The sequence below is a fragment of the Nonomuraea sp. NPDC049624 genome, from assembly GCF_040675255.1.
Taxonomy (GTDB): domain Bacteria; phylum Actinomycetota; class Actinomycetes; order Streptosporangiales; family Streptosporangiaceae; genus Nonomuraea.
In genome coordinates, this window is record NZ_JBFAOR010000003.1 from 981334 (window position 1) to 1000078 (window position 18745).

Consider the following 18745-nt stretch of genomic DNA (forward strand, 5'->3'; position numbering starts at 1 on the left):
TGGCCGATGCCTCGACGTACCGCCGCGACCCTCGCCACGAGTGGCGAGGTGCTCCGCCTCATCCGCACAGGTGAGGCCGTCACGCGCGCCGACCTCGGCCGGGTGACCGGTCTGTCGCGCCCGGCGGTGCAACTGCGCGTCGGCGAGCTGCTCGACCGCGGCCTGGTCGTCGAGCGCACCGACGCCCCCTCGACCGGCGGGCGCCCGCCGGTCCGGCTGGAGTTCAACGCCGGGGGCGGCGTCGTCCTGGTCGCCGCGCTGGGCGCGAGCCGCACCCGGGTCGCGGTCTGCGACCTGGCCGGGCGCGAGCTGGCCGGCCGCGACTTCTTCATCGACGTCGAGCAGGGCCCCGACGTCGTGCTCCCGCTGCTCATGGACACCTGGGACGAACTGCTCGGCGACCGCCCCCGCTCCTGCGTCAGGGGCGTCGGCATGGGCGTGCCCGCCACCGTCGAGTTCGCCCAGGGCCGCACCGAGAGCGCCCGGGTGATGGCCTCGTGGACCGGCGTGGTCATCCCGCCGATCATCCGCGAGCGGTTCCCCGTGCCGGTGCTCGTCGACAACGACGTCAACGTGCTGGCCATCGGCGAGCACCGCGGCGCCTACCCCGACCTCGGCGACCTCATGTTCGTGAAGGTCTCCACCCGCATCGGCGCGGGCGTGATCGCCGGCGGCGAGATCCTGCGCGGCGCGCTCGGCGCGGCCGGCGAGATCGGCCACATCCCCGTGCTCGACGGCGGCGGCGTGCTCTGCCGCTGCGGCAACACCGACTGCGTCGACTCCGTCGCCAGCGGCACCGCGCTGCTGCGCGACCTGCGCGAGGCGGGCAAGGACGTCGGCACCATCGCCGACGTGACCGCCCTGGTCCGCGCGGGCGACGCCGAGACGATGGCCATCGTGCGCACGGCCGGCCGCCGCATCGGCGAGGTGCTGGCCGGGGCGGTCAACATCCTCAACCCCTCGGTCGTGGTGCTCGGCGGCGACATGGCCGAGGCGTTCGGCCCGCTGGTGTCGAGCATCCGCGAGGTCGTCTACCGCCGCTCCACCGCCCTGGCCACCCGGCGGCTGCGCATCGAGCCGAGCCGGCTCGGCGCGGGCGCGGGCATCAGCGGCTGCGCCGTGATGGTGCTCGACCACGTGCTCTCGCCCGAGGCGGTCGACGAGACGATGACGGTCTCGACGCTGCGCCGCGAGCGCGGGCTGGCCGGCGCCGGCTAGAGGTCCCAGCGCGGTTCGGGGCTCTCCCGCACCACGCCGTCCGCGCCGAAGATCAGGTGGCGGTCCAGGTCGTCGGCGAACCAGCGGTCGTGGGTGACCGCCAGCACCGTGCCGGCGAAGCCGTCCAGGCCCTCCTGCAACGCCTGCGCGCTGGCCAGGTCGAGGTTGTCGGTCGGCTCGTCGAGCAGCAGCAGCGTCGCCCCCGACAGCTCCAGCAGCAGGATCTGCAGCCGTGCCTGCTGGCCGCCGGACAACGTCTCGAACCGCTGCCCGCCCGCCGGGGCCAGCTCGTAGCGGGCCAGCGCGGCCATGGCGTCGTTCCTGGTCAGCGCGAACGTCTCCGACACCAGCTCGGCGACGGGCCGACCGTGCAGGTCGGGCCGCAGGTGGGTCTGCGCGAAGTGGCCGGGCACCACGCGGGCGCCCAGGCGGGCCACGCCGGTGTGCGCGACGGGCTCGCCGGCCAGCAGGCGCAGGAAGTGGCTCTTGCCGGTGCCGTTGAGGCCGAGCACGCCGACCCGCTCGCCGTAGGCCACCTCGGCCGAGAAGGGCCGCACCAGACCGGTCAGCTCCAGATCCACGCACGTCACGGCCCGCTTCCCGGTACGCCCGCCGCGCAGCCGCATCCGTACGTTCTGCTCCTTCGGCGGCCGGCTCGGCGGCCCGGCCCGCTCGAAGCGCTCCAGCCGGGACACCGCCGACCGGTACGCCCCCGCCAGCGCGTCGTTGTTCGCCGACCGCTGCCGCAGCACGTGCACCAGCCGGCGCAGCCGGGCCCGCTCGTCCTCCCAGCGTCGCCGCCGCTCCTCCAGGCGCTCGCCGCGCCGCCTGCGGGCCTCGGCGTAACCGGCGAAGCCGCCGCCGTGCACCCACACCTCGCGGCCCTCGACGGTGACGACGCGGTCGGCCGCCTCGGCCAGCAGCCGCCGGTCGTGCGAGACCAGCAGCACGGTCTTGGCCGAGCTCCTGATCGCCCGCTCCAGCCACTGCTTGGCCGGCACGTCGAGGTAGTTGTCCGGCTCGTCGAGCAGCAGGATCTCGTCGGGGCCGCGCAGCAGCGCCGCCAGCATCAGCCGTTTCTGCTCGCCGCCGGACAGCGTGGCCAGCCCCCGGCCGGCGACCTGTTCGTAGGGCAGCCCGAGCGCCTCGGTCGCGCACGCGTCCCACACCACCTCCAGCTCGTAGCCGCCCACGTCGGCGTAGTCGGCGACGGCCTGGGCGTAGGCGAGCTGGCGGGGCTCGTCGTCGCACAGCGCGATCGCCGCCTCGGCGCGGGCCAGCTCGGCCGCGGCCGCCCGCACCCGCGCGGGCGCGACGCCCAGCAGCAGGTCGCGCACGCTGCCGGTGCCGAGGAACTGCCGCATCACCCCGACGCCGCCGCCGGTGGTGATGCGCCCGTCGTCGGGCCGCAGGTCGCCCGCGATCAGCCGGAGCAGCGTCGTCTTGCCCGCGCCGTTGGGGCCGACCAGCGCCGCCTTGGCGCCGTCGCCCACCTTGAACGACGCCTCCAGCAGCAGCGGACGCCCGTCCGGCAGCAGGTACGTCACGCCGCTCACCTCGATATGACCCATGTTCCATTACTAGACCATCGATCCGGTTCGCGTACAACGTATTATCCGTCGTGTGGACAACGTTTGGGTTCGCCCCCGCAAGGACGCCAAGCCGAGGCTGACGCTCGACCGGATCGTCGCCGAGGCCGTCGCGCTGCTCGACGAGGAGGGCGTGGCCCGGCTGACCATGCGCCGCCTGGCCGAACGCCTCGACACGGGCTCGACCACCCTCTACTGGCACGTCCGGACCAAGGAGGACGTGCTGGACCTGGCGCTCGACGCCGTCTTCGGCGAGGTGCCGCTCCCCGGCGGGCACGACGACTGGCGGGCCGCCGCGCGCGACCTGATGAACGGCTGGCGCGCCGCCCTGCTGCGCCACCCCTGGTCGGCCACCATCCTCGACCGCCCGCTCCTGGGCCCCAACGCCCTGGAACGCACCGACTTCCTCTACCGCACCCTGTCCGGGGCCGGCCTGGACGGCCCGCAGGCCGCCTACAGCCTGTCCAACTACGTCATGGGCTCGGTCATCATGCAGGTCACCTGGCAGCGCCGCGAAGGGCTCGACACCGACGCGTTCCTGCGCGAGCGGGCCGCCAGCTACCCGGCGCTGGCCGAGCACGGCCTCGGCCACGACTGGGACGCCACCTTCGCCACGGGCCTCGGCTACCTGTTGCGCGGCATGACGCACGACGCCGCCTGAACCGCCCGCAGCGGGCCGTCAGCAGCCGTCGCACATCCGGCGACGGGCGGTCATCCCCTGGGCTTGTGGGTCCTGGACGGGTGGCGGCCCGGCGGCGTGCCGTGCGGGTGTGACGACGGAGTCGCCGCCGGATCGCCGCTCCAGGACGGCGTCGGCGCAGTGCTGGGGCGAGAGCCGTGCGAGGGCGACGACGACGATGGCGAGGACGGCGAGGGGGCCGGGGTCCGGCCGGGGGAGGCGACGACGGCGCCGGGGGTGGCGCCGGTGACGGTGCCGGACGTGGTCGAGCGCGGCCTGCGCGTGCCCCGCCCGCCCTCGGGCCGGACGCCGTCAGGCGTGGAACCGGTCACGGCGGGCCCCGTGCGAACCCGGGTGGGCCGGGCCGTGGCGGTGGCAGCAGGCGTGAGGGGGGTGGCCGTGGCCCTCTCGGAACCCACGGCGACGGGCCCCGGATCGCCGGAGGTGCGGCCCGGACCGTGCGGCCAGTGCACCGGGTCGAGGCCGGGCGAGCTGAACGCGTCGCCCATCAGCGCCCCCGCCCCGGCCAGCATGAGCGTGCCGAGCAGCACCCCGGCGGCCATCAGCGCCCGGCCGCGCCGCGCGCCCCCCTCCGCCGGGGAGGAGGCGGTCCGCGTCGTCGATCGATGGGTTCCGCTCACGTACCCCGATGGTAGTGACGTGCGGGCATGGGTCGGGCCGTGGCGGACGTCCAGGGGGAAAATTCAGCGTCAATCGTGATCAACAGCCGCACAGCAGCCCGCGCAGCGCCGTCTCCAGGCACAGCCCGGACCGGGCGGGGACCGGCCACGGGAAGCGCACCAGCGACTCGTCCACCCGCACGGTGGCGCCGTACCGGTCGAGCTCCCACAACCACACCTCGCCGGGCTCCTCGCCGAGCTGCCTGGCCACGCCCGCGGTGAGCTGCGGCCGGTGGGAGTCGTTGACGTGCGCGATCACCCGTTCGGCCGTCTCGGTGAGCGGGTCGGGGGCCGCGCCGAGGTAGTCGTCGGCGTCCAGCAGGCCGGACTCCTGGCCGGTCAGGTAGACGACCTGGGCCACGTCCAGGCGCAGCAGGCGCGGGGCGTCGGGACGGCCGTACCGCTCCAGGGCCTCGAACAGGCCCTCGTCGGCGCTGTGCGCGGCCACCGCGACCGCCGCGGAGCGGGCCTGCGACTCCGGCACGGCCTCCGCCCACCCGTGCACCTCGATCATCGCCCGCGGATGTGTCACCGCGCCGAGCTGCCGCATGGCTGTCAGGTTCACCGCGACCACGGCGTCCTCGCGCAATCCGTGCAGGGGTTCGCCGGGCCGGACCAGCAGCACCGGGCGGCCGCTCTCGTCCACGCCGCCCCGGGCGGGGGCGCAGGCGCCGTCCACCGTGAGTTTGGCCAGCGTCGAGGTCGAGGCGAGAGTGCGGATCCGCTCGGCGAGGGGCAGCATTGAGATCACATCCATTGGTAGGTTAGGCTCACCTAAGTAAGGATTACCTAACCACATCGAGGTGAACGTGCGCTACACCGGCCCGAAGGTGCGACTGTCGCGTCGCGCGGGCGTCCCGCTGACCAGGAAAGCCGTCCGCTACTTCGAGCAGCGCCCCTACCCGCCGGGCGAGCACGGCCGCAAGACCAACCGCCGCACCACCGGCGACTACGGGCTGCGGCTGATGGAGAAGCAGAAGCTGCGCTGGTACTACGACGTGTCCGAGCGGCAGCTGCGCCGCTACTGGGACCTGGCGGTGCGCAAGCCGGGCGCCTCGGGCGCCGAGCTGGTCACCATCCTGGAGACCCGCCTGGCCTCCCTGGTGCTGCGGGCCGGCCTGGCCCCGTCGATCTACGCCGCCCGCCAGTACGTCAACCACGGCCACATCGCCGTGGACGGCCGCAAGGTGGACATCCCCAGCTACCTGGTCAAACCAGGCCAGATCATCACCGTGCGGGAGCGCTCGCGCCGGATGCAGCCCTTCGTGGCCGCCGCCGAGGGCGTGCACGCCGACGAGCGGATCGCGCCCTACCTGTCGGTCGACCACGCCGAGCTGCGCGTCACCCTCCTGCACCGGCCCGAGCGCGAGCAGATCGCGGTCCCCGTGGACGAGCAGCTCGTGGTGGAGTTCTATTCTCGTTAGCCGTGACTGAAGCGGGAGAGCGCCACGCGAGCTGGCTTGAGCTGTTCTTCGACCTGGTCGTCGTCGTGGCGGTCGCCCAGCTCGCCCATCGGCTCCAGCATCCGACCTGGACGAACGTCGTCCTGTTCGTGGTGCTCTACTACGCGGTGTGGAGCGTCTGGACGTCCTTGACGCTCTACTCCAACGTCCGGGCCGGCAAGACGCGGGTGCGCAGCATGCTGGTCGGCATGTTCGGCATCGCGGTGATGGCCGCCGCCGCGCCCGACGTGGCCCACGAGATCGACAAGGCGGCCGGCACGCACGACGGGTGGTTCATCGCGGCGTACATCGTCTGCCGGATCAGCGCCTCCCGGTCGATCCAGCACGCCGGCACGATCATGACGGCCTGGCCGGCGGCCCAGCTCGGCGCCGGGCTGTTCCCCTGGGTCGCCTCCATCTGGGCGGACGGCTCGACCCGCTACGGCCTGTGGGCCCTCGGCATCCTGCTCGACGTGGTCTTCTCCGTCGTCAACAGCCGCCGGCCCGAACGTTTCCTGGCCGAGATGCGCGGCCAGGCGCACCGGCTGGCCGCGCGCGAGGAGCGCCGGGTCAGGGCCGGCCGCCCGGCCCGCCCGCTGCCCCGGCCCGCCGCCGCCGTGCTCGACCCGGCCCACCTGGGGGAGCGGCTCGGCCTGTTCGTGATCATCGTGCTGGGCGAGGCGGTCATGCAGGTCGTCGTCTCGGCGTCGGGCCACTCGTGGGGGCCGGAGCTCGCCGTCGCCGCCGCGGCCGGCTTCGGGCTGATCGTCGCCCTGTGGTGGCTGACCTTCCAGTACGGCCTGACCACCGTGCCGGGGGCCGCCGAGCGCGGCCTGCCGCCGTACGTCGCGCTGCCCGCACACTTCGCCATGACCGCCGGGGTGACGGCCACGGCCGCCGGGCTCGGCGTCGTCGCCGCCGAGCCGGCGCAGTCCCTGCACCACGGCGCCGGCTGGGTGCTGGGCGGCGGGCTGGCGCTGTACTTCGCCGCCTCGGCCGTGCTCGGCGTGGCCCTGCGCGCCGGGTGGCGGTGGATCTGGGGATGGGCGGTGCCCACCGCCCTCGCGCCGCTGGGCGTCGCCGCGCTGTCGGGGCTCGTCCCCGGGTACGTCTCGGTCACGCTGCTGCTGGCCGTGGCCCTGTGGCGGCTGGTCTACCGGTCCGGCCGGACCGGCTCCGAACATTCTGACCAGGTGCGCTCAGCCGGTGACGTCCTGCCGGCGTAGCTCGGCGACCTCGCGGCGCAGGGCGGTCAGCTCCTCCAGGATGCGCTGGGTGTGCAGGTTGTTGTCCTGCTCCAGCGCGGCGCGCTCCTCGGCCGACTCCTCGTCCATGGCGCTGACCACGACCGCCATGAACAGGTTCAGCACCACGAACGTGCAGACCAGGATGAAGATGGTGAAGAAGATCCAGGCCGTGGGGTGGGCGCCCATCACCTCGCGGGCGATGTTGCCCCAGTCGTCCCCGGTCATCGTCTGGTAGAGGGTGAACAGCGAGGTCGGCAGGCTGCCGAAGCGCTCGGGGGAGTCGCCGCCGTACAGCTTGGTGGCCATGACGGCGGCGACGTACAGGACCAGGGAGAGCAGCAGCACGATCGAGCTCATCCCGGGCAGGGCGCGCAGCAGCGCCGAGACCACCCGGCGCAGGCTCGGCACCACCGACAGCAGCCGCAGGGCCCGCAGGATGCGCAGCGAGCGCAGCACCGACAGCCCGCCGGTCGCCGGGACCAGGGCGATGCCCACGATCAGGGTGTCGAACAGGTTCCACGGGTCGCGCACGAACGCCGAACGCTCGACGTAGACCTTGGCCAGCAGCTCGGCCACGAAGATGTAGAGGGCGGTGTGGTCGATCACGACCAGCAGGTGGCCGAACTCCCCGACGACGGCGGGAACGGTCTCCAGGCCGAGGGTGGCCGCGTTGACCAGGATGACGCCGACGACGAAGCGCTGGAAACGCCGGTCGGCGAGGAGGGCGCGGACGCGTTCACGCACGGGGGCAAGCTCCTAAAGATCGGTCATGTGCCGTTCCATGATGCAGCAACATGATCAAGGAGGTGCCTGTGGTATAAATCGCACCTGACAGTCACAGGGGCAAGGGGGCACAAGGGGCATGTCGTATCCGAACTACGGTCCGTCCTATTACGGCCCGCCGCCCCAGAGCCACCCCAACGGCACCACGATCCTCGTGCTCGGCATCCTCAGCCTGGTGGTCTGCGGCATCCTCGGCCCCTTCGCCTGGTCGATGGGCAACAAGGCGCTCAAGGAGATCGACGCCAGCGGTTACGCCTACGACAACCGCGGCGCGGTGCAGGCCGGCCGCATCTGCGGCATGATCGCCACGATCCTGCTAATCCTCGGGGCCGCCTTCATGGTCCTCGGGCTCGGGGCCGGCCTCCTGTCGGCCGTCTTCTCCAACTGAGGGCCGCACGCAGTAGTCCCCGATGCCCGACTCCAGCAGGTCGAAGGCCGCCGTGGCCTGGGCCCGCAGGTCGGGCGCGATCGTCTCCCAGCTCTCGCCGGCCAGCATCCGGGTCACCGCGTGCGTGGTGAGGATCCTGGTCGTGCCGAGGATCTGGGTGGCCACCATCTGCGGGGTCAGGTCGTCGGGGTCGGCGTCGAGCTCGTCGGCCAGGGCCCGGGCCAGCGCCTGCTCCCGCGCGACGTGCAGCTCGCGCAGCTTGGCCACCAGTGACGGGCTGCCGTTGACGATGCGGGCGAACACGTCGCCGCCCTCGTTGAGGCCGTAGCGCCAGTGGCGTGAGTCGAGGGCCTCCAGGAAGTCGCGCCGGAAGGCCCGCGCCACGCTCTCGCCGGGCCGCCGCCCGCGCACCACCTGCTGCGGCAGGTCGGTCACCAGCTCCTGCCGGTCGGCGAACAGGTCTTCCTTGGTCGGGAAGTAGTTGAACACCGTGTTGACGGACACGTCCGCGGCGCGGGCGATCTCGGCCACCGTCACGGGGTCGAACCCGCGCGTCATGAACAGGCCCATCGCCACGTCGGCGATGCGCTGCCTGGTCTCCCGCTTCTTGCGCTCCCGCAGCCCCTCTTCCATGCCGCCATGATACCGAACTTGCAGTGACTTCAAAATTGTGGCTACTCTAATTTTGGAGGCGATCACATGTTGAGAACCACAGGTCTGACCAAGACCTTCGAAGGCGGCGTGGAGGCCGTCAAAGGCGTCGACATCTCGGTGGAGGCGGGCGAGATCGTCGGCTTCCTCGGGCCCAACGGCGCCGGCAAGACCACGACCATGCGCATGCTGACGACCCTGCTCCGCCCCACCTCGGGCACGGCCACCGTGGCGGGCCGCGACCTGCTGGGCGACCCGCGCGAGGTGCGCCGCCGCATCGGATACGTCTCGCAGGGCGGCGGCGTCAACGTCATGGCCCCGCTCGCCGAGCAACTGGAGCTCCAGGGCATGCTGTACGGCCTGAGCCGCGCCGAGGCCAGGTCCCGGTACCGCGAGGTGCTGGCCCGGCTCGGCCTGGCCGGCATGGAGGAACGCGTGGGCGCCGCGCTGTCGGGCGGCCAGCGGCGCCGCTTCGACATCGCCTTCGCCCTGCTGCACGACCCCCGTCTGCTCTTCCTCGACGAGCCGACCACCGGCCTGGACCCCCAGAGCCGCGCCAACCTGTGGGAGCACGTCCGCTCCCTGCGCGAGGAGCACGGCGTGACGATCTTCCTGACCACCCACTACCTGGACGAGGCCGACGCGCTCTGCGACCGGCTGCTGATCATCGACGACGGCCGGATCGCCGCCGCGGGCACCCCGGCCGAGCTCAAGGCGGGCCGCACCCTCGACGAGGCGTTCCTCGACATCACCGGCCGGTCGCTGCGCGAGGAGGCGGGGGTCTGATGCTGCGCGACACCTGGGTGCTGTTCCGCCACTCGCTGCGCGCCACCCTGCGCCAGAAGCTCGGCATCGTCTTCGGCGCCGTCCAGCCGCTGCTGTTCCTGGTGCTGTTCGGGCCGATCTTCGCCACGTTCGGCACCTGGGAGGTGCTGGTGCCGGGGCTGATCGTCCAGCTCGGCCTGGTGAGCATGGGGCTGGCCGGGTTCGGGGTGGTCTTCGACAGGCGCTTCGGCGTGCTGGAACGGCTGCGCGTCACCCCGGCCAGCCGCCTGGCCCTGCTGCTCGGGCGGGTGCTGGACAACGTCGTGACGATGGCCGTGCAGACGACGATGGTGCTGGCCGTCGGGTTCGCCTTCGGGATGCGGGTGCCGGTCGCCGGGCTCGCGGCCGGGTTCGTGCTGGTCGTGGTGCTGGGGGCGAGCCTGGCCGCCCTGTCGTACGCCGTCGCGCTGACCATCGGCGAGCAGCTCTTCGCGCCGGTGATGTCGACGGCGGTCGTCCCGCTGGTGCTGCTGTCGGGCGCGTTCCTGCCCATGTCGATGGCGCCCGGCTGGCTGGACGCGCTGTCGCACCTCAGCCCCTTCAGGTACGTCCTGGAGGCGCTGCGCGACCTGTTCGCCGGCCACTACGCCACCGGCACGGTCGGGATCGGCGTGGCCGTCACGGCCGGGCTCGCCGTGGTTGGCCTGACCGTCGGGGCCCGCGTGTTCAACCGGGAGACGGCGTGAGCGGGCCGCTCCGGGACGGCCCGCCCGCCCGTGCTCTGGGGTGTACGCAGGGCCGCGCTCAGGCCGCGGCCTTGGCCCGCCGGTGCAGCGCGGCCAGGATGCCCGCGGGATCGACCGTCCCGTAGCCGTAGTCGTAGTCGAAACCCACCTCGCTGCGGTCCTCGGCGGTGCGCCGCAGCAGTGCCCGCAGCTGCGCCGGCGACAGCTTGGCGGCCGGCCACCGGGTGCGCACCGCGGCCACCAGCCCGGCGGCCACCGGCGTCGCCGCCGAGGTGCCGGTGTCCGGCTCGCCGTCGCCGAACGCCCGCGACCCAGAGAAGTGCGTGTACGCGCACACGTCGGGCTTGCGCGCGGTCAGCCGCCCCGGCCCCTGCGAGGAGTAGCCCACCCGCTCGCCGTTGACGTCGACCCCGCCGATCGACAACGCCTTGGGATGGGAGTTGGCGCCCCCGATGGGCCGGTTGGGGAAGGCGCACCGGCCGTCGGGACACTGCCTGCCGCAGTTGCCCGCCGCGAACAGCACGTCCGCGCCCGCCCGGTCGAGACTGGCCACGACCAGGTTGAACGGGTGGGCGGCGTTGTCGGAGTAGTTGCCCGGATGCCCGACCGGGAAGTCCCACTCGGGGGAGAACGACCCCCACGAGTTGCTCACCACCAGCGACCTGGACGCCGCGGGCTGGGCCTCCAGCACCGTCCGCAGGTGCGTGAAGGCGGCCACCGCGTCCGACAGCAGCCCGTCGAGCGCCGAGCCGCCCGGCCGGGCCGACCGCAGCAGCGGGACGTCGATCAGGGACGCCTGCGGCGCGGCGATGAGCGCGTCGAAGGCGCACATCGTGCCGTGGTCGACCTCGAACTGGCCGGCCCGGCCGGGGACGCCGGAGGGGTTCCAGCTGCGTTCGGCGTCCAGCGTGACGGCGCGGCCGAGCTGGCGGGCCACGTGCGCGGCGTTGACGCCGGTGTCCAGGACGGCCAGCGCCACCCCGGCGCCGTCGAACCCCTCGGCGTGCAGCCCGGCCACGTTCAGCAGCCGCTCGACGTCGTGCCAGTCGCCCACCGGCGGATCGCCGCCGCAGGTCAGGCTGGACTCGATCACCGGGTCGGCGAACACGCCGACGACGTCGGGACGCAGCGTGGGCAGCAGCGTGACCCGCGAGGTCAGCTCGTCGTCGGAGATCGTGCCGCGGACGAGCACGGAGGCGTCCTCGGCGGCCAGCGAGAAGTCGAGGGGCTGGTGGAGGGAGAGGGGATCGCCGCCGGCCGCCGGGACCGGCCTCGGCACGGCGACCGGTGTGAAGGCCGTGTCGAGCTCGACGCCGGGCAGGCCGTCGGCGACGTCGGCCGTGGTGGCGGTCTGGCCGGGATCGGCGACGGCCGCGACCAGATCGGGGGAGGGACGGAGCTGGATCAGGACCCGCATGAGTCACCACCGAACGTAATGGGGGTAAACGAACGACCCAACATTCCTGCATCCGTCAAGGCGCGTCCAGCCCCTTACGGCGGTTGTGAACTGCGAAAACACCGCATAACTGGCGAAGCGGACCATAATTGTTTCCGGGGCGTCAGGCTTCCTTGTTCTCGGTCTGTTCACTACGGTGATGCATCATGACGCTCCAGGCGCAGACGCCGGTTTCCGACGGGGAAAGACAACACTGGCTGCCGGTCCGGCCGAGGCTCGTCCTCGCCAGTGCCTTCATGCTCTTCCTCGAACTGGCGCTCATCCGGTGGACCGGCTCGAACATCGTTCATCTGAGCTATTTCACCAATTTTGTCCTGCTCGGTTCTTTTCTGGGAATCGGGCTCGGATTTCTGCGCGTGGGGCGCTCGCGCCGCCAGCCCTATTACTCGCCGGTCGTCCTGCTCGTCCTGGTGGCCCTCGTGCTGGCCTTCCCGGTGACGGTCGACCGCAACACCGAGGGCGTCCTGTACTGGACGAGCCTGGGCACCGTCGGGCCGCCCGCCTGGCTGATCCTGCCGGTGATCTTCATCGCCGCGGCGGCGGTGCTCATGGGCCCCGCCGAACTGGTCGGGCGCTGCTTCCCCGAGCTGCCGCGCCTGGAGGCCTACCGCTACGACCTGATCGGCAGCCTCAGCGGCATCGCCGCGTTCACCGCGCTGTCGTTCCTGTCGGCGCCGCCGGTGTTCTGGGGGGTGGTCGCGGCTCTGTGCTACGGCCTGCTCCTGGCGCCCCGGCCCCGCTCGCTCTACCTGGGCCTGGTGGTCCTGCCCTCGCTCCTGGTCGCCGGCCTGCTGCTGTCGGAGACGCTGACGGCCGGGGCGCTGTGGTCGCCGTACTACAAGGTGACCTACAAGGCGATGCAGATGCTCGGCGTGCCGGTCACCGACATCTCCGTCAACGGCATCCCGCACCAGCAGGCCGTGCCCGCCTACGCCCGCCTGCAGTGGGAACGCCAGTACGGGCTGCCCTACGAGCGCACCACCAGGCCGCCCAAGGACGTGCTGATCGTCGGCGCGGGCAGCGGCACCGACGTGGCCATCGCGCTGTCCAAGGGCGCCCAGCACGTCGACGCCGTCGAGATCGACCCCAAGCTGCGCGAGCTGGGCGGCAGCCTGCACCCCGACAAGCCCTACGCCGACCCGCGCGTCACCACCCACATCACCGACGGCCGCGCCTTCCTGGAACGCAGCGGCGACCGCTACGACCTGATCCTGTTCGCCCTGCCCGACTCGCTCACCCTCGTGTCCGGGGCCAGCTCGCTGCGCCTGGAGAGCTACCTGTTCACCGCGGAGGCCATGCGGGCCGCCCGCGCCCACCTGCGGCCGGGCGGCACGTTCTCGATGTACAACTACTACCGCGAGAGCTGGCTGGTCGACCGCCTGGCCTCGACCATGCAGACCGCCTTCGGCCACAAGCCGTGCGTCGACGTGGTCAGCACCGCCGGTCAGCAGGCCGTCATCACCGCCGGCCTGACCGCCGCCGACCAGCGCTGCGCGAGCCAGTGGCCCGGCGCCGCCGCCGGCACCCCGGCCCCCGCCGACGACGACCGCCCCTTCCTCTACCTGAAGGACCGGACGATCCCGCCGATCTACATCATCACCCTCGGCCTGATCCTCATCGTCAGCCTGCTGGCCGTCCGCGTCGTGGCGGGCCCCTACGGGCGCATGAAGCCCTACGCCGACCTGTTCCTGCTCGGGGTGGCGTTCATGCTGCTGGAGACCAAGAGCGTGACCGGCTTCGCGCTGCTGTTCGGCACCACCTGGGTGGTCAACGCGATCGTCTTCGCCGGGGTGCTGGTCGCCGTGCTCGCCGCCGTCGAGGTGACCCGCCGCTTCCGCACCCCGCCGCTGCCCGTCATGTACGCCGTCCTGCTGGCCGGCCTGCTGCTGGCCTGGCTGGTGCCGAACGCGTGGCTGTTGTCGCTGCCGGTGCCGTTGCGCGCCGTGGCGGCCGTGACGGTGGCGTTCCTGCCGATCTTCGCCGCGAACGTGGTCTTCGCCAAACGTTTCTCCGACACCGCCGACGCCACCACGTCCTTCGGCGCGAACCTGCTCGGCGCGATGGTCGGCGGCTGCCTGGAATACCTGGCGCTGGTGATCGGCTACAAGGGCCTGCTCATCGTGGCCGCCCTACTCTACCTGGGCGCCCTGGCGCTGATGCCGCGAAAGACCGCGCTCGTGTGACAAAGGGAAATGGTCCGCGGCGGTCCGGTGTAATGCCTTGACCGAGGGTCAGGATGAATTGTCGGCGGCGCGGGTTGATTTGTCGCCGCGGGCGAGGTGAGCTGGAGACATCATCGAATCCGGAAAAAGATCGAACGATATTCAGAAAGGCGGGCACGCGAATCGGGGGTCACATCCGGTAACCCACGAGAAAAGGTGACAGTCATGGCGACACCAGGGGCGGCCAGGATCGACGTCGAGCGCGTTCAGGCACAGGAGTCCGGGCCCGCGCCCGCCGGACGCGCGCAACAGATCGCCGGAGCGCTCCCCACGGGGGTGTTCTTCGCGCACGACCCCGCCGGCTCCGGGGAGCACCGCGAGCCCGACGCGCGGTGGGAGCTCACCTCCGCCTGGCCCTACCAGGGCCGGCTCGCCACGGGGACGGCCGCCGTCCATCTCGCCGCCGGCCACGACGCGCTCGTCCGTGCCATGATCTTCGCCGACGGGTTCGGCCTCGGGCCCAGCGACCTGGCCGGGCTGTGGGGACGGCTCGACGCGCCGTACCCGCCGCACGGCGACCGGCTGCTCAGCCGGCTCCTCGCCCAGGGCATCGACGTCGTGCTGCTCGGCTTCGCCGCCCGCCACACCCACCTCCAGGCCAACGCCGGCGTCGCGGCGGCGTGCGTGGGCCGCGCGATCTCGGAGCGGCTCGGCACCACGCCGCTGATCGTCGGCGGCCTCGGCGCGGGCGGCCTGGTCACCCGGTACGCGCTGGCGGAGATGGAACGCCGCCGCGAGGACCACCAGACGACGACCTACCTGTCCTACGACTCGCCGCACAACGGCGCCTGGCTCCCGCTCGTCCTGCAACAGCTCGCCCACTTCGCCGAGGCCCTCGCGCCGGCCGCCCCCGGCACGCCCGGCCAGGCCGAGCTGATCAGGAGCCCGGCCGCGCAGCAGCTCCTGTGGGGCTGGGTCCCGGACGGGCGCTACTCCGGGCCGGTCGCCACGGCCAGCCCGCTGCGCCTGGCGTTCATCGAGGACCTGCGCGCCGCCGGCTGGTTCCCGCTCAGGCCGCGCAAGCTCGGCGTCTCCAACGGCGCCGCCGACGGCACCGGCCGCAACGTCCCGCCCGACGCCCTGGCCTTCGAGTGGACCGCCCTGGACGGGCTGGCCGGCGCCACCGTGCGCACCCAGCCGGACCGGGGCGCCGGCCGGCGGGTGGGCGGCATGCGAGCCGTCCCGCTGTGGGCCAGCACCAGCCGCACCAGCGACGTCGCGCCCTTCGACGGGGCGCCCGGCGGCACGCTGGCCTGCTACGGCATGGTCGCCGACGCGTTCGGCGCGCCGATCGCCGGCCGGTTCCGGTCGGCCTGCTTCGTTCCCACCGTGAGCGCCCTCGCGCTCCAGTACGACCCCGTGGACTGGACCGTGGACCTCTACACCGACATCACCGCCCTGTCGCCGGTGCAGAGCGAGCTGGACGACTACCAGTGCGACTCCGACAACTCCGAGCACGGCACGGTCACCGGCACGCTCGCCGACTGGATACTCGGGCACCTGACGAAGTGACCCGAGGCCGCGGGCCCTCGCGGTCGCAGCCCCGCCGGAGCCGGGCTCCGGCGGGGGGTGGCGGTCACAGGCCGCACAGCTCCGTCAGGGACTTCGCGCCGCCCCGCTGGCTGTTGCGGGTCGGGGTCTCGGTCGGTGTGGCGCCCTGGGCCTGCGTACGGGTCCGGGACGGCGTGGCCGTCGGGGAGCCGGGGGACGCGGTCACGTTGGCGGTCTGGGCCTGGCGGGCCGAACGGTCGGAGTCGGCGATGGCCTTCCTCGCGGCCGCGCGGATCTTGACCCAGTCGGGCCTGCCCGAATAGAAGTCCGGCGGCACGAACTGCAGGCTGGTGATCTTGGCGTCCTTGACCTTGAGCGCCAGGTCCGCCAGCGGCGCGACGAGCGGGCGCGGGATGTTCGTCTGGGCCAGCCGCTTGGCCGCCCCGGCGATCTTGGTGAAGTTCGTCAGGATCACGCCGGGCGTGGCCTGCTGGGCGAAGGCGCCGATCACGCAGCGCTGGCGTCCCATGCGGGAGAAGTCGTCGCTGTTGACGCGGGAGCGGCCGTACCACAGGGCCTCCTCGCCCGACAGCTTGCGGTAGCCGGCCTTGATCGTGCCCGCGGTGCCGAAGTGGCCGCCCCACTTGACGTCCTCCTCGACCCGGATCTTCAGGCCGCCGATGGCGTCCACCAGGGCGGCGAAGCCGTACATGTTGATCAGGGCGTAGTAGTCGATCCGGAGGTTCAGGGTGTAGCCGATGGCGTCCATGAGGGCCCGCGGGCCGCGGTTCTTGCCGCCCATGAGCTGCGGGTTGTCGTTGGCGTACTGCCAGACCTCGTTGAGCAGGCCGCCGTTGGGCAGCTCGGCCATGTAGCCGTTCGGGAAGTGCTTGTGCAGCGGCGAGGACGGGGGGAAGCGCACGTGCTGCAGGTTGCGCGGCAGGCTGAACAGCACGGTGTTGCCGGTCCTGGTGTCCACGCTGGCCACCGTCATGCTGTCGGTGCGCACGCCCACGCGGTTGCCCGCGGCGTCGCCGCCGACCAGCAGGAAGTTCACCCGGGTCTTGCCGTCCCAGGGGTCCTCGGGGTTCTTGATCTGGACGGGGTTCTCCGGGTCCGGGTGCGAGGGGAAGATCGCGTTGACGGCGTTCCGCCCGGCCAGCACGTAGTTGGCCGTCAGCGCGAACGGCGACATGACGGCCACGCACAGCACGCCCACGACGATCCCGGTCACCACCTGGCCCTGCTGGTTCAGTCTGTTGGGGCCCAGCGCCACGTACGAGACGGCGATCACCGCGAACCAGGCCAGCGCGCACGCGGCCGCGATGACGATCACCGTGACCATGGCGCCGTCCTCGGCCAGGCCCGTCAGGTTGCTCAGGTCCCGGGTCAGGCCGAAGGCCAGGGCCGCGAGCAGGATCACCGCGTACGCGCCGATCATGATCAGCCCGGTACGACGGCGCCCGGCCCGCAGATGCGCGGCGCCGGGCACCAGGGCGGACAGAGCCGTCCAGCCGATCACGGAGGCGGTCGTCAGGGGTTTGGCGAAGCGCGGCGCGGGGGAGGAGCCCTTGCGCGGGCGTGGAGTCCGCCGTTTGGCGCCTCCGGGCACGGCGTCCACCCGATCGCGCTTGCTCACACCGGCTCCTTCACACGCCTACCAGGCAAAAAATGACGTTCGCCCCATGTCGGGCACAAGATTGCCAGGATTCTAGCCCCCATACCTGGACATCAGAGACAACTCTTCAACATGAGATGAACGCCACGTGTCACTCAGGAGGTCGTCGAGGACGGCGCCAGCCACGTGTTGCACTGGTACGTCTTGTCCCTCTCCCACCCCTGCCGGAACCAGCGGTTGTTGTTGGCGGGCGTGCCGTGGTCGCGCGGATAGCCCGGGTAGTCGCCCACCTGCGCGTAGAACCAGAACAGCCGCGAGCGCAGCGAGGACGGCACCGGGTAGGACGAGGCGACCGAGCGCATCCACATGCCGCCGAGACAGGTGGCCTGCAGCTCCAGCTTCCTGCTCAGCGCGAGCTTGCCGCTCTGGCTGGAGGAGTTCATGGTGCCCTGCCACCAGGAGTCCATCACGCCGGTGATGTTCTGGACGTGGTGGCCGTACTCGTGGGCCATCATGCTGATGATGCCGCCGTGCCAGGAGATGATCTGGCCGTAGCCGCGGGCGTTGCCGTTGCCCCTGGACATCGCCGAGGTCGAGGCGTAGATCGTGTTGTTGCGCGGGCAGTAGTAGGGCACCATGCTCCCGGCCGACGGGTAGTCGCCGCACGCGCCCCGTCCGCGCCCGGCCGCGACGGCGTAGTGCGGCGGGCTGAACGCGATGCCCTGCCGCTGCAGGATCGGCCCCCACGCCTGGTCCATGCACCGGCCGGTCTTCAGGATCAGCGCCTTGAGCTGGCTGTGGCTGAAGATGTTCGTGTTCCCGGCCCGGCAGTTCACCCGGGGCAGGCTGCCCGCCCGGTAGAGGGTGTTGTTCTTCAGGCTGGTGTTGAGCGTGACCTGCTTGGGCGGCGTCACCGTGTCCTGGGTCGGCCGCTCGGTCGGCCGCTCGGTGGGCCGCTGCGACGGCTCCCGCGTCGGCTGCTGCGTCGGCTCCTGGGTCGGCTCCTGGGTCGGCTCCCGGGTCTGTTCCTGGGTGGGCTCCTGCGACGACGAGGTGTCGTGCGTCGGCTCGTGACTGGGGAAGGGCTCGTCGGTCCGCGACGGCTCGTACGACGGCAGCGCGACCGGCGTGGTCGTGTCCGGGTGCGAGGACGACTTCAGCATCGCCGCCCCGATGACGATCAGCACGAACAGCGCCGCCAGCGACCCGAACACGGCCCCGAGGACGCCGGCGACCCCCATGCCGGACTTCTTCCTCGGCTGCTGCGGCCACTGCCTCGTGGGCATGGGCGGCATGGGCGGCATGGGCGGCGGCGGTGGCGGCGGCTGGTACTGCTGCCCGTACTGCGGCGGCGGATACTGCGGGCCGCGCGGCGGGTGTCCCTGCGGCGGATAGCCCTGCGGAGGCTGCGGCGGTCCCTGCGGCGGCCCGTGCGGGGGCCCCTGAGGGGGGCCCTGCGGGGGCGGCGGCTGCGGCGGATAACCCTGCGGCTGGGGGTGCTGCGGCGGATAGGGCTGATGGCCGGGCGGCGGCCCCGGCGGAGGCCCCTGGGGCGGGGCCGGCGGCGCCTGCGGGTAGGGCTGGCCGCCCTGCGGCTGCGGCTGCCGGTAGCCCGGCGGCGGCCACGGCCGCGAAGGGGGCCGCAGGGGCTGCCCGGGCCCTTGTGGCGGAGGTGGATATTGCCCGTTTCCTGTCACCGTGTCTCCCCGTTAAGCCGCTTGTCTGCAATGCACGGCTTTGCGGCAGACCCCAAAGGATCTTTGCCAAATT

At 72.4% G+C, this 18745-nt stretch carries 18 protein-coding genes; 10 read left to right on the forward strand and 8 right to left on the reverse strand.

The features are described 5' to 3' along the window. Positions 1-6 precede the first annotated feature (6 nt). Positions 7-1218: an ROK family transcriptional regulator gene (locus AB0J76_RS15865; protein WP_364389748.1), complete on the forward strand. Its 1212-nt coding sequence runs from the start codon at positions 7-9 to the stop codon at positions 1216-1218. Here the strand turns inward: AB0J76_RS15865 and AB0J76_RS15870 are convergent. Further along, positions 1215-2789 carry an ATP-binding cassette domain-containing protein gene (locus tag AB0J76_RS15870; protein ID WP_364389750.1) on the reverse strand — a complete coding sequence of 525 codons (1575 nt, stop codon included), beginning with the start codon at positions 2787-2789 and terminating at the stop codon, positions 1215-1217. The two genes, AB0J76_RS15865 and AB0J76_RS15870, sit on opposite strands and share 4 nt — an antisense overlap. A gap of 52 nt (positions 2790-2841) precedes the next feature. Between AB0J76_RS15870 and AB0J76_RS15875 the strand changes: the two genes are divergently transcribed. Continuing rightward, a complete protein-coding gene (locus AB0J76_RS15875) occupies positions 2842-3468 on the forward strand; it encodes a TetR/AcrR family transcriptional regulator C-terminal domain-containing protein (RefSeq protein ID WP_352330641.1) in 627 nt (208 codons plus the stop codon). 50 nt (positions 3469-3518) lie between these two features. Here AB0J76_RS15875 and AB0J76_RS15880 read toward each other — a convergent pair whose 3' ends face one another. After that, positions 3519-4127, reverse strand: a complete 609-nt coding sequence (locus AB0J76_RS15880) for a hypothetical protein (RefSeq protein WP_352330639.1) — start codon at positions 4125-4127, stop codon at positions 3519-3521. A gap of 79 nt (positions 4128-4206) precedes the next feature. After that, entirely contained in the window at positions 4207-4923 is a 717-nt protein-coding gene (locus AB0J76_RS15885; RefSeq protein ID WP_352330637.1) for a DUF2470 domain-containing protein, read from the reverse strand. Positions 4924-4975: 52 nt separating this feature from the next. On the opposite strand from AB0J76_RS15885, the gene rpsD reads away from it, so the two are divergent. Together rpsD and AB0J76_RS15895 are read left to right on the forward strand one after the other, a co-directional pair. Next, entirely contained in the window at positions 4976-5590 is a 615-nt protein-coding gene (rpsD, locus tag AB0J76_RS15890; RefSeq protein WP_352330645.1) for a 30S ribosomal protein S4, read from the forward strand. A 2-nt stretch (positions 5591-5592) separates the two neighbouring features. After that, complete coding sequence (locus AB0J76_RS15895) at positions 5593-6834, forward strand: low temperature requirement protein A (protein ID WP_364389752.1); 1242 nt, start codon at positions 5593-5595, stop codon at positions 6832-6834. Here AB0J76_RS15895 and AB0J76_RS15900 read toward each other — a convergent pair. Continuing rightward, positions 6808-7599, reverse strand: a complete 792-nt coding sequence (locus AB0J76_RS15900; RefSeq protein WP_352328274.1) for an ion transporter — start codon at positions 7597-7599, stop codon at positions 6808-6810. The genes AB0J76_RS15895 and AB0J76_RS15900 overlap by 27 nt on opposite strands. 118 nt (positions 7600-7717) lie before the next feature. Between AB0J76_RS15900 and AB0J76_RS15905 the strand changes: the two genes are divergently transcribed. Then, positions 7718-8026 carry a DUF4190 domain-containing protein gene (locus AB0J76_RS15905; RefSeq protein WP_352328275.1) on the forward strand — a complete coding sequence of 103 codons (309 nt, stop codon included), beginning with the start codon at positions 7718-7720 and terminating at the stop codon, positions 8024-8026. Here the strand turns inward: AB0J76_RS15905 and AB0J76_RS15910 are convergent. Beyond that, positions 7955-8659, reverse strand: a complete 705-nt coding sequence (locus AB0J76_RS15910; protein ID WP_352328276.1) for a TetR family transcriptional regulator — start codon at positions 8657-8659, stop codon at positions 7955-7957. The genes AB0J76_RS15905 and AB0J76_RS15910 overlap by 72 nt on opposite strands. Before the next feature lie 66 nt (positions 8660-8725). Here AB0J76_RS15910 and AB0J76_RS15915 point away from each other — a divergent pair, with 66 nt between their 5' ends. Both AB0J76_RS15915 and AB0J76_RS15920 read left to right on the forward strand, forming a co-directional pair. After that, entirely contained in the window at positions 8726-9463 is a 738-nt protein-coding gene (locus AB0J76_RS15915) for an ATP-binding cassette domain-containing protein (protein WP_364389755.1), read from the forward strand. Continuing rightward, a complete protein-coding gene (locus tag AB0J76_RS15920; protein WP_352328278.1) occupies positions 9463-10188 on the forward strand; it encodes an ABC transporter permease in 726 nt (241 codons plus the stop codon). The genes AB0J76_RS15915 and AB0J76_RS15920 overlap by 1 nt, the downstream gene beginning before the upstream one ends. Before the next feature lie 58 nt (positions 10189-10246). On the opposite strand, the gene AB0J76_RS15925 is transcribed toward AB0J76_RS15920, so the two are convergent. After that, positions 10247-11605: a S8 family serine peptidase gene (locus tag AB0J76_RS15925; RefSeq protein ID WP_352328279.1), complete on the reverse strand. Its 1359-nt coding sequence runs from the start codon at positions 11603-11605 to the stop codon at positions 10247-10249. 185 nt (positions 11606-11790) lie between these two features. Here AB0J76_RS15925 and AB0J76_RS15930 point away from each other — a divergent pair, with 185 nt between their 5' ends. Further along, positions 11791-13827, forward strand: coding sequence for a spermidine synthase (locus AB0J76_RS15930; protein ID WP_352328280.1), 2037 nt, complete (start codon positions 11791-11793; stop codon positions 13825-13827). A 204-nt stretch (positions 13828-14031) separates the two neighbouring features. Beyond that, the gene (locus AB0J76_RS15935; RefSeq protein ID WP_352328281.1) at positions 14032-15378 is read left to right on the forward strand and encodes a hypothetical protein; all 1347 of its coding nucleotides are present in this window, start codon (positions 14032-14034) and stop codon (positions 15376-15378) included. Between the two features lie 64 nt (positions 15379-15442). Here AB0J76_RS15935 and AB0J76_RS15940 read toward each other — a convergent pair whose 3' ends face one another. Beyond that, positions 15443-16996: an LCP family protein gene (locus tag AB0J76_RS15940; protein WP_352328089.1), complete on the reverse strand. Its 1554-nt coding sequence runs from the start codon at positions 16994-16996 to the stop codon at positions 15443-15445. 134 nt (positions 16997-17130) lie between these two features. Further along, positions 17131-18216 carry a neutral zinc metallopeptidase gene (locus AB0J76_RS15945; protein ID WP_364389758.1) on the reverse strand — a complete coding sequence of 362 codons (1086 nt, stop codon included), beginning with the start codon at positions 18214-18216 and terminating at the stop codon, positions 17131-17133. On the opposite strand from AB0J76_RS15945, the gene AB0J76_RS15950 reads away from it, so the two are divergent. Further along, positions 18215-18370 carry a hypothetical protein gene (locus AB0J76_RS15950; RefSeq protein ID WP_364389760.1) on the forward strand — a complete coding sequence of 52 codons (156 nt, stop codon included), beginning with the start codon at positions 18215-18217 and terminating at the stop codon, positions 18368-18370. The genes AB0J76_RS15945 and AB0J76_RS15950 overlap by 2 nt on opposite strands. The last annotated feature ends 375 nt before the right edge of the window (positions 18371-18745 follow it).

Coding starts and splice junctions, on each gene's coding strand:
- AB0J76_RS15910 (WP_352328276.1), bottom strand. CDS start 8,659: ATGGAAGAGGGGCTGCGGGAGCGCAAGAAGCGGGAGACCAGGCAGCGC.
- AB0J76_RS15920 (WP_352328278.1), top strand. CDS start 9,463: ATGCTGCGCGACACCTGGGTGCTGTTCCGCCACTCGCTGCGCGCCACC.
- AB0J76_RS15870 (WP_364389750.1), bottom strand. CDS start 2,789: ATGGGTCATATCGAGGTGAGCGGCGTGACGTACCTGCTGCCGGACGGG.
- AB0J76_RS15935 (WP_352328281.1), top strand. CDS start 14,032: ATGGCGACACCAGGGGCGGCCAGGATCGACGTCGAGCGCGTTCAGGCA.
- AB0J76_RS15945 (WP_364389758.1), bottom strand. CDS start 18,216: ATGGGGGTCGCCGGCGTCCTCGGGGCCGTGTTCGGGTCGCTGGCGGCG.
- AB0J76_RS15865 (WP_364389748.1), top strand. CDS start 7: ATGCCTCGACGTACCGCCGCGACCCTCGCCACGAGTGGCGAGGTGCTC.
- AB0J76_RS15925 (WP_352328279.1), bottom strand. CDS start 11,605: ATGCGGGTCCTGATCCAGCTCCGTCCCTCCCCCGATCTGGTCGCGGCC.
- AB0J76_RS15950 (WP_364389760.1), top strand. CDS start 18,215: ATGCCGGACTTCTTCCTCGGCTGCTGCGGCCACTGCCTCGTGGGCATG.
- AB0J76_RS15885 (WP_352330637.1), bottom strand. CDS start 4,923: ATGGATGTGATCTCAATGCTGCCCCTCGCCGAGCGGATCCGCACTCTC.
- AB0J76_RS15915 (WP_364389755.1), top strand. CDS start 8,726: ATGTTGAGAACCACAGGTCTGACCAAGACCTTCGAAGGCGGCGTGGAG.
- AB0J76_RS15905 (WP_352328275.1), top strand. CDS start 7,718: ATGTCGTATCCGAACTACGGTCCGTCCTATTACGGCCCGCCGCCCCAG.
- AB0J76_RS15930 (WP_352328280.1), top strand. CDS start 11,791: ATGACGCTCCAGGCGCAGACGCCGGTTTCCGACGGGGAAAGACAACAC.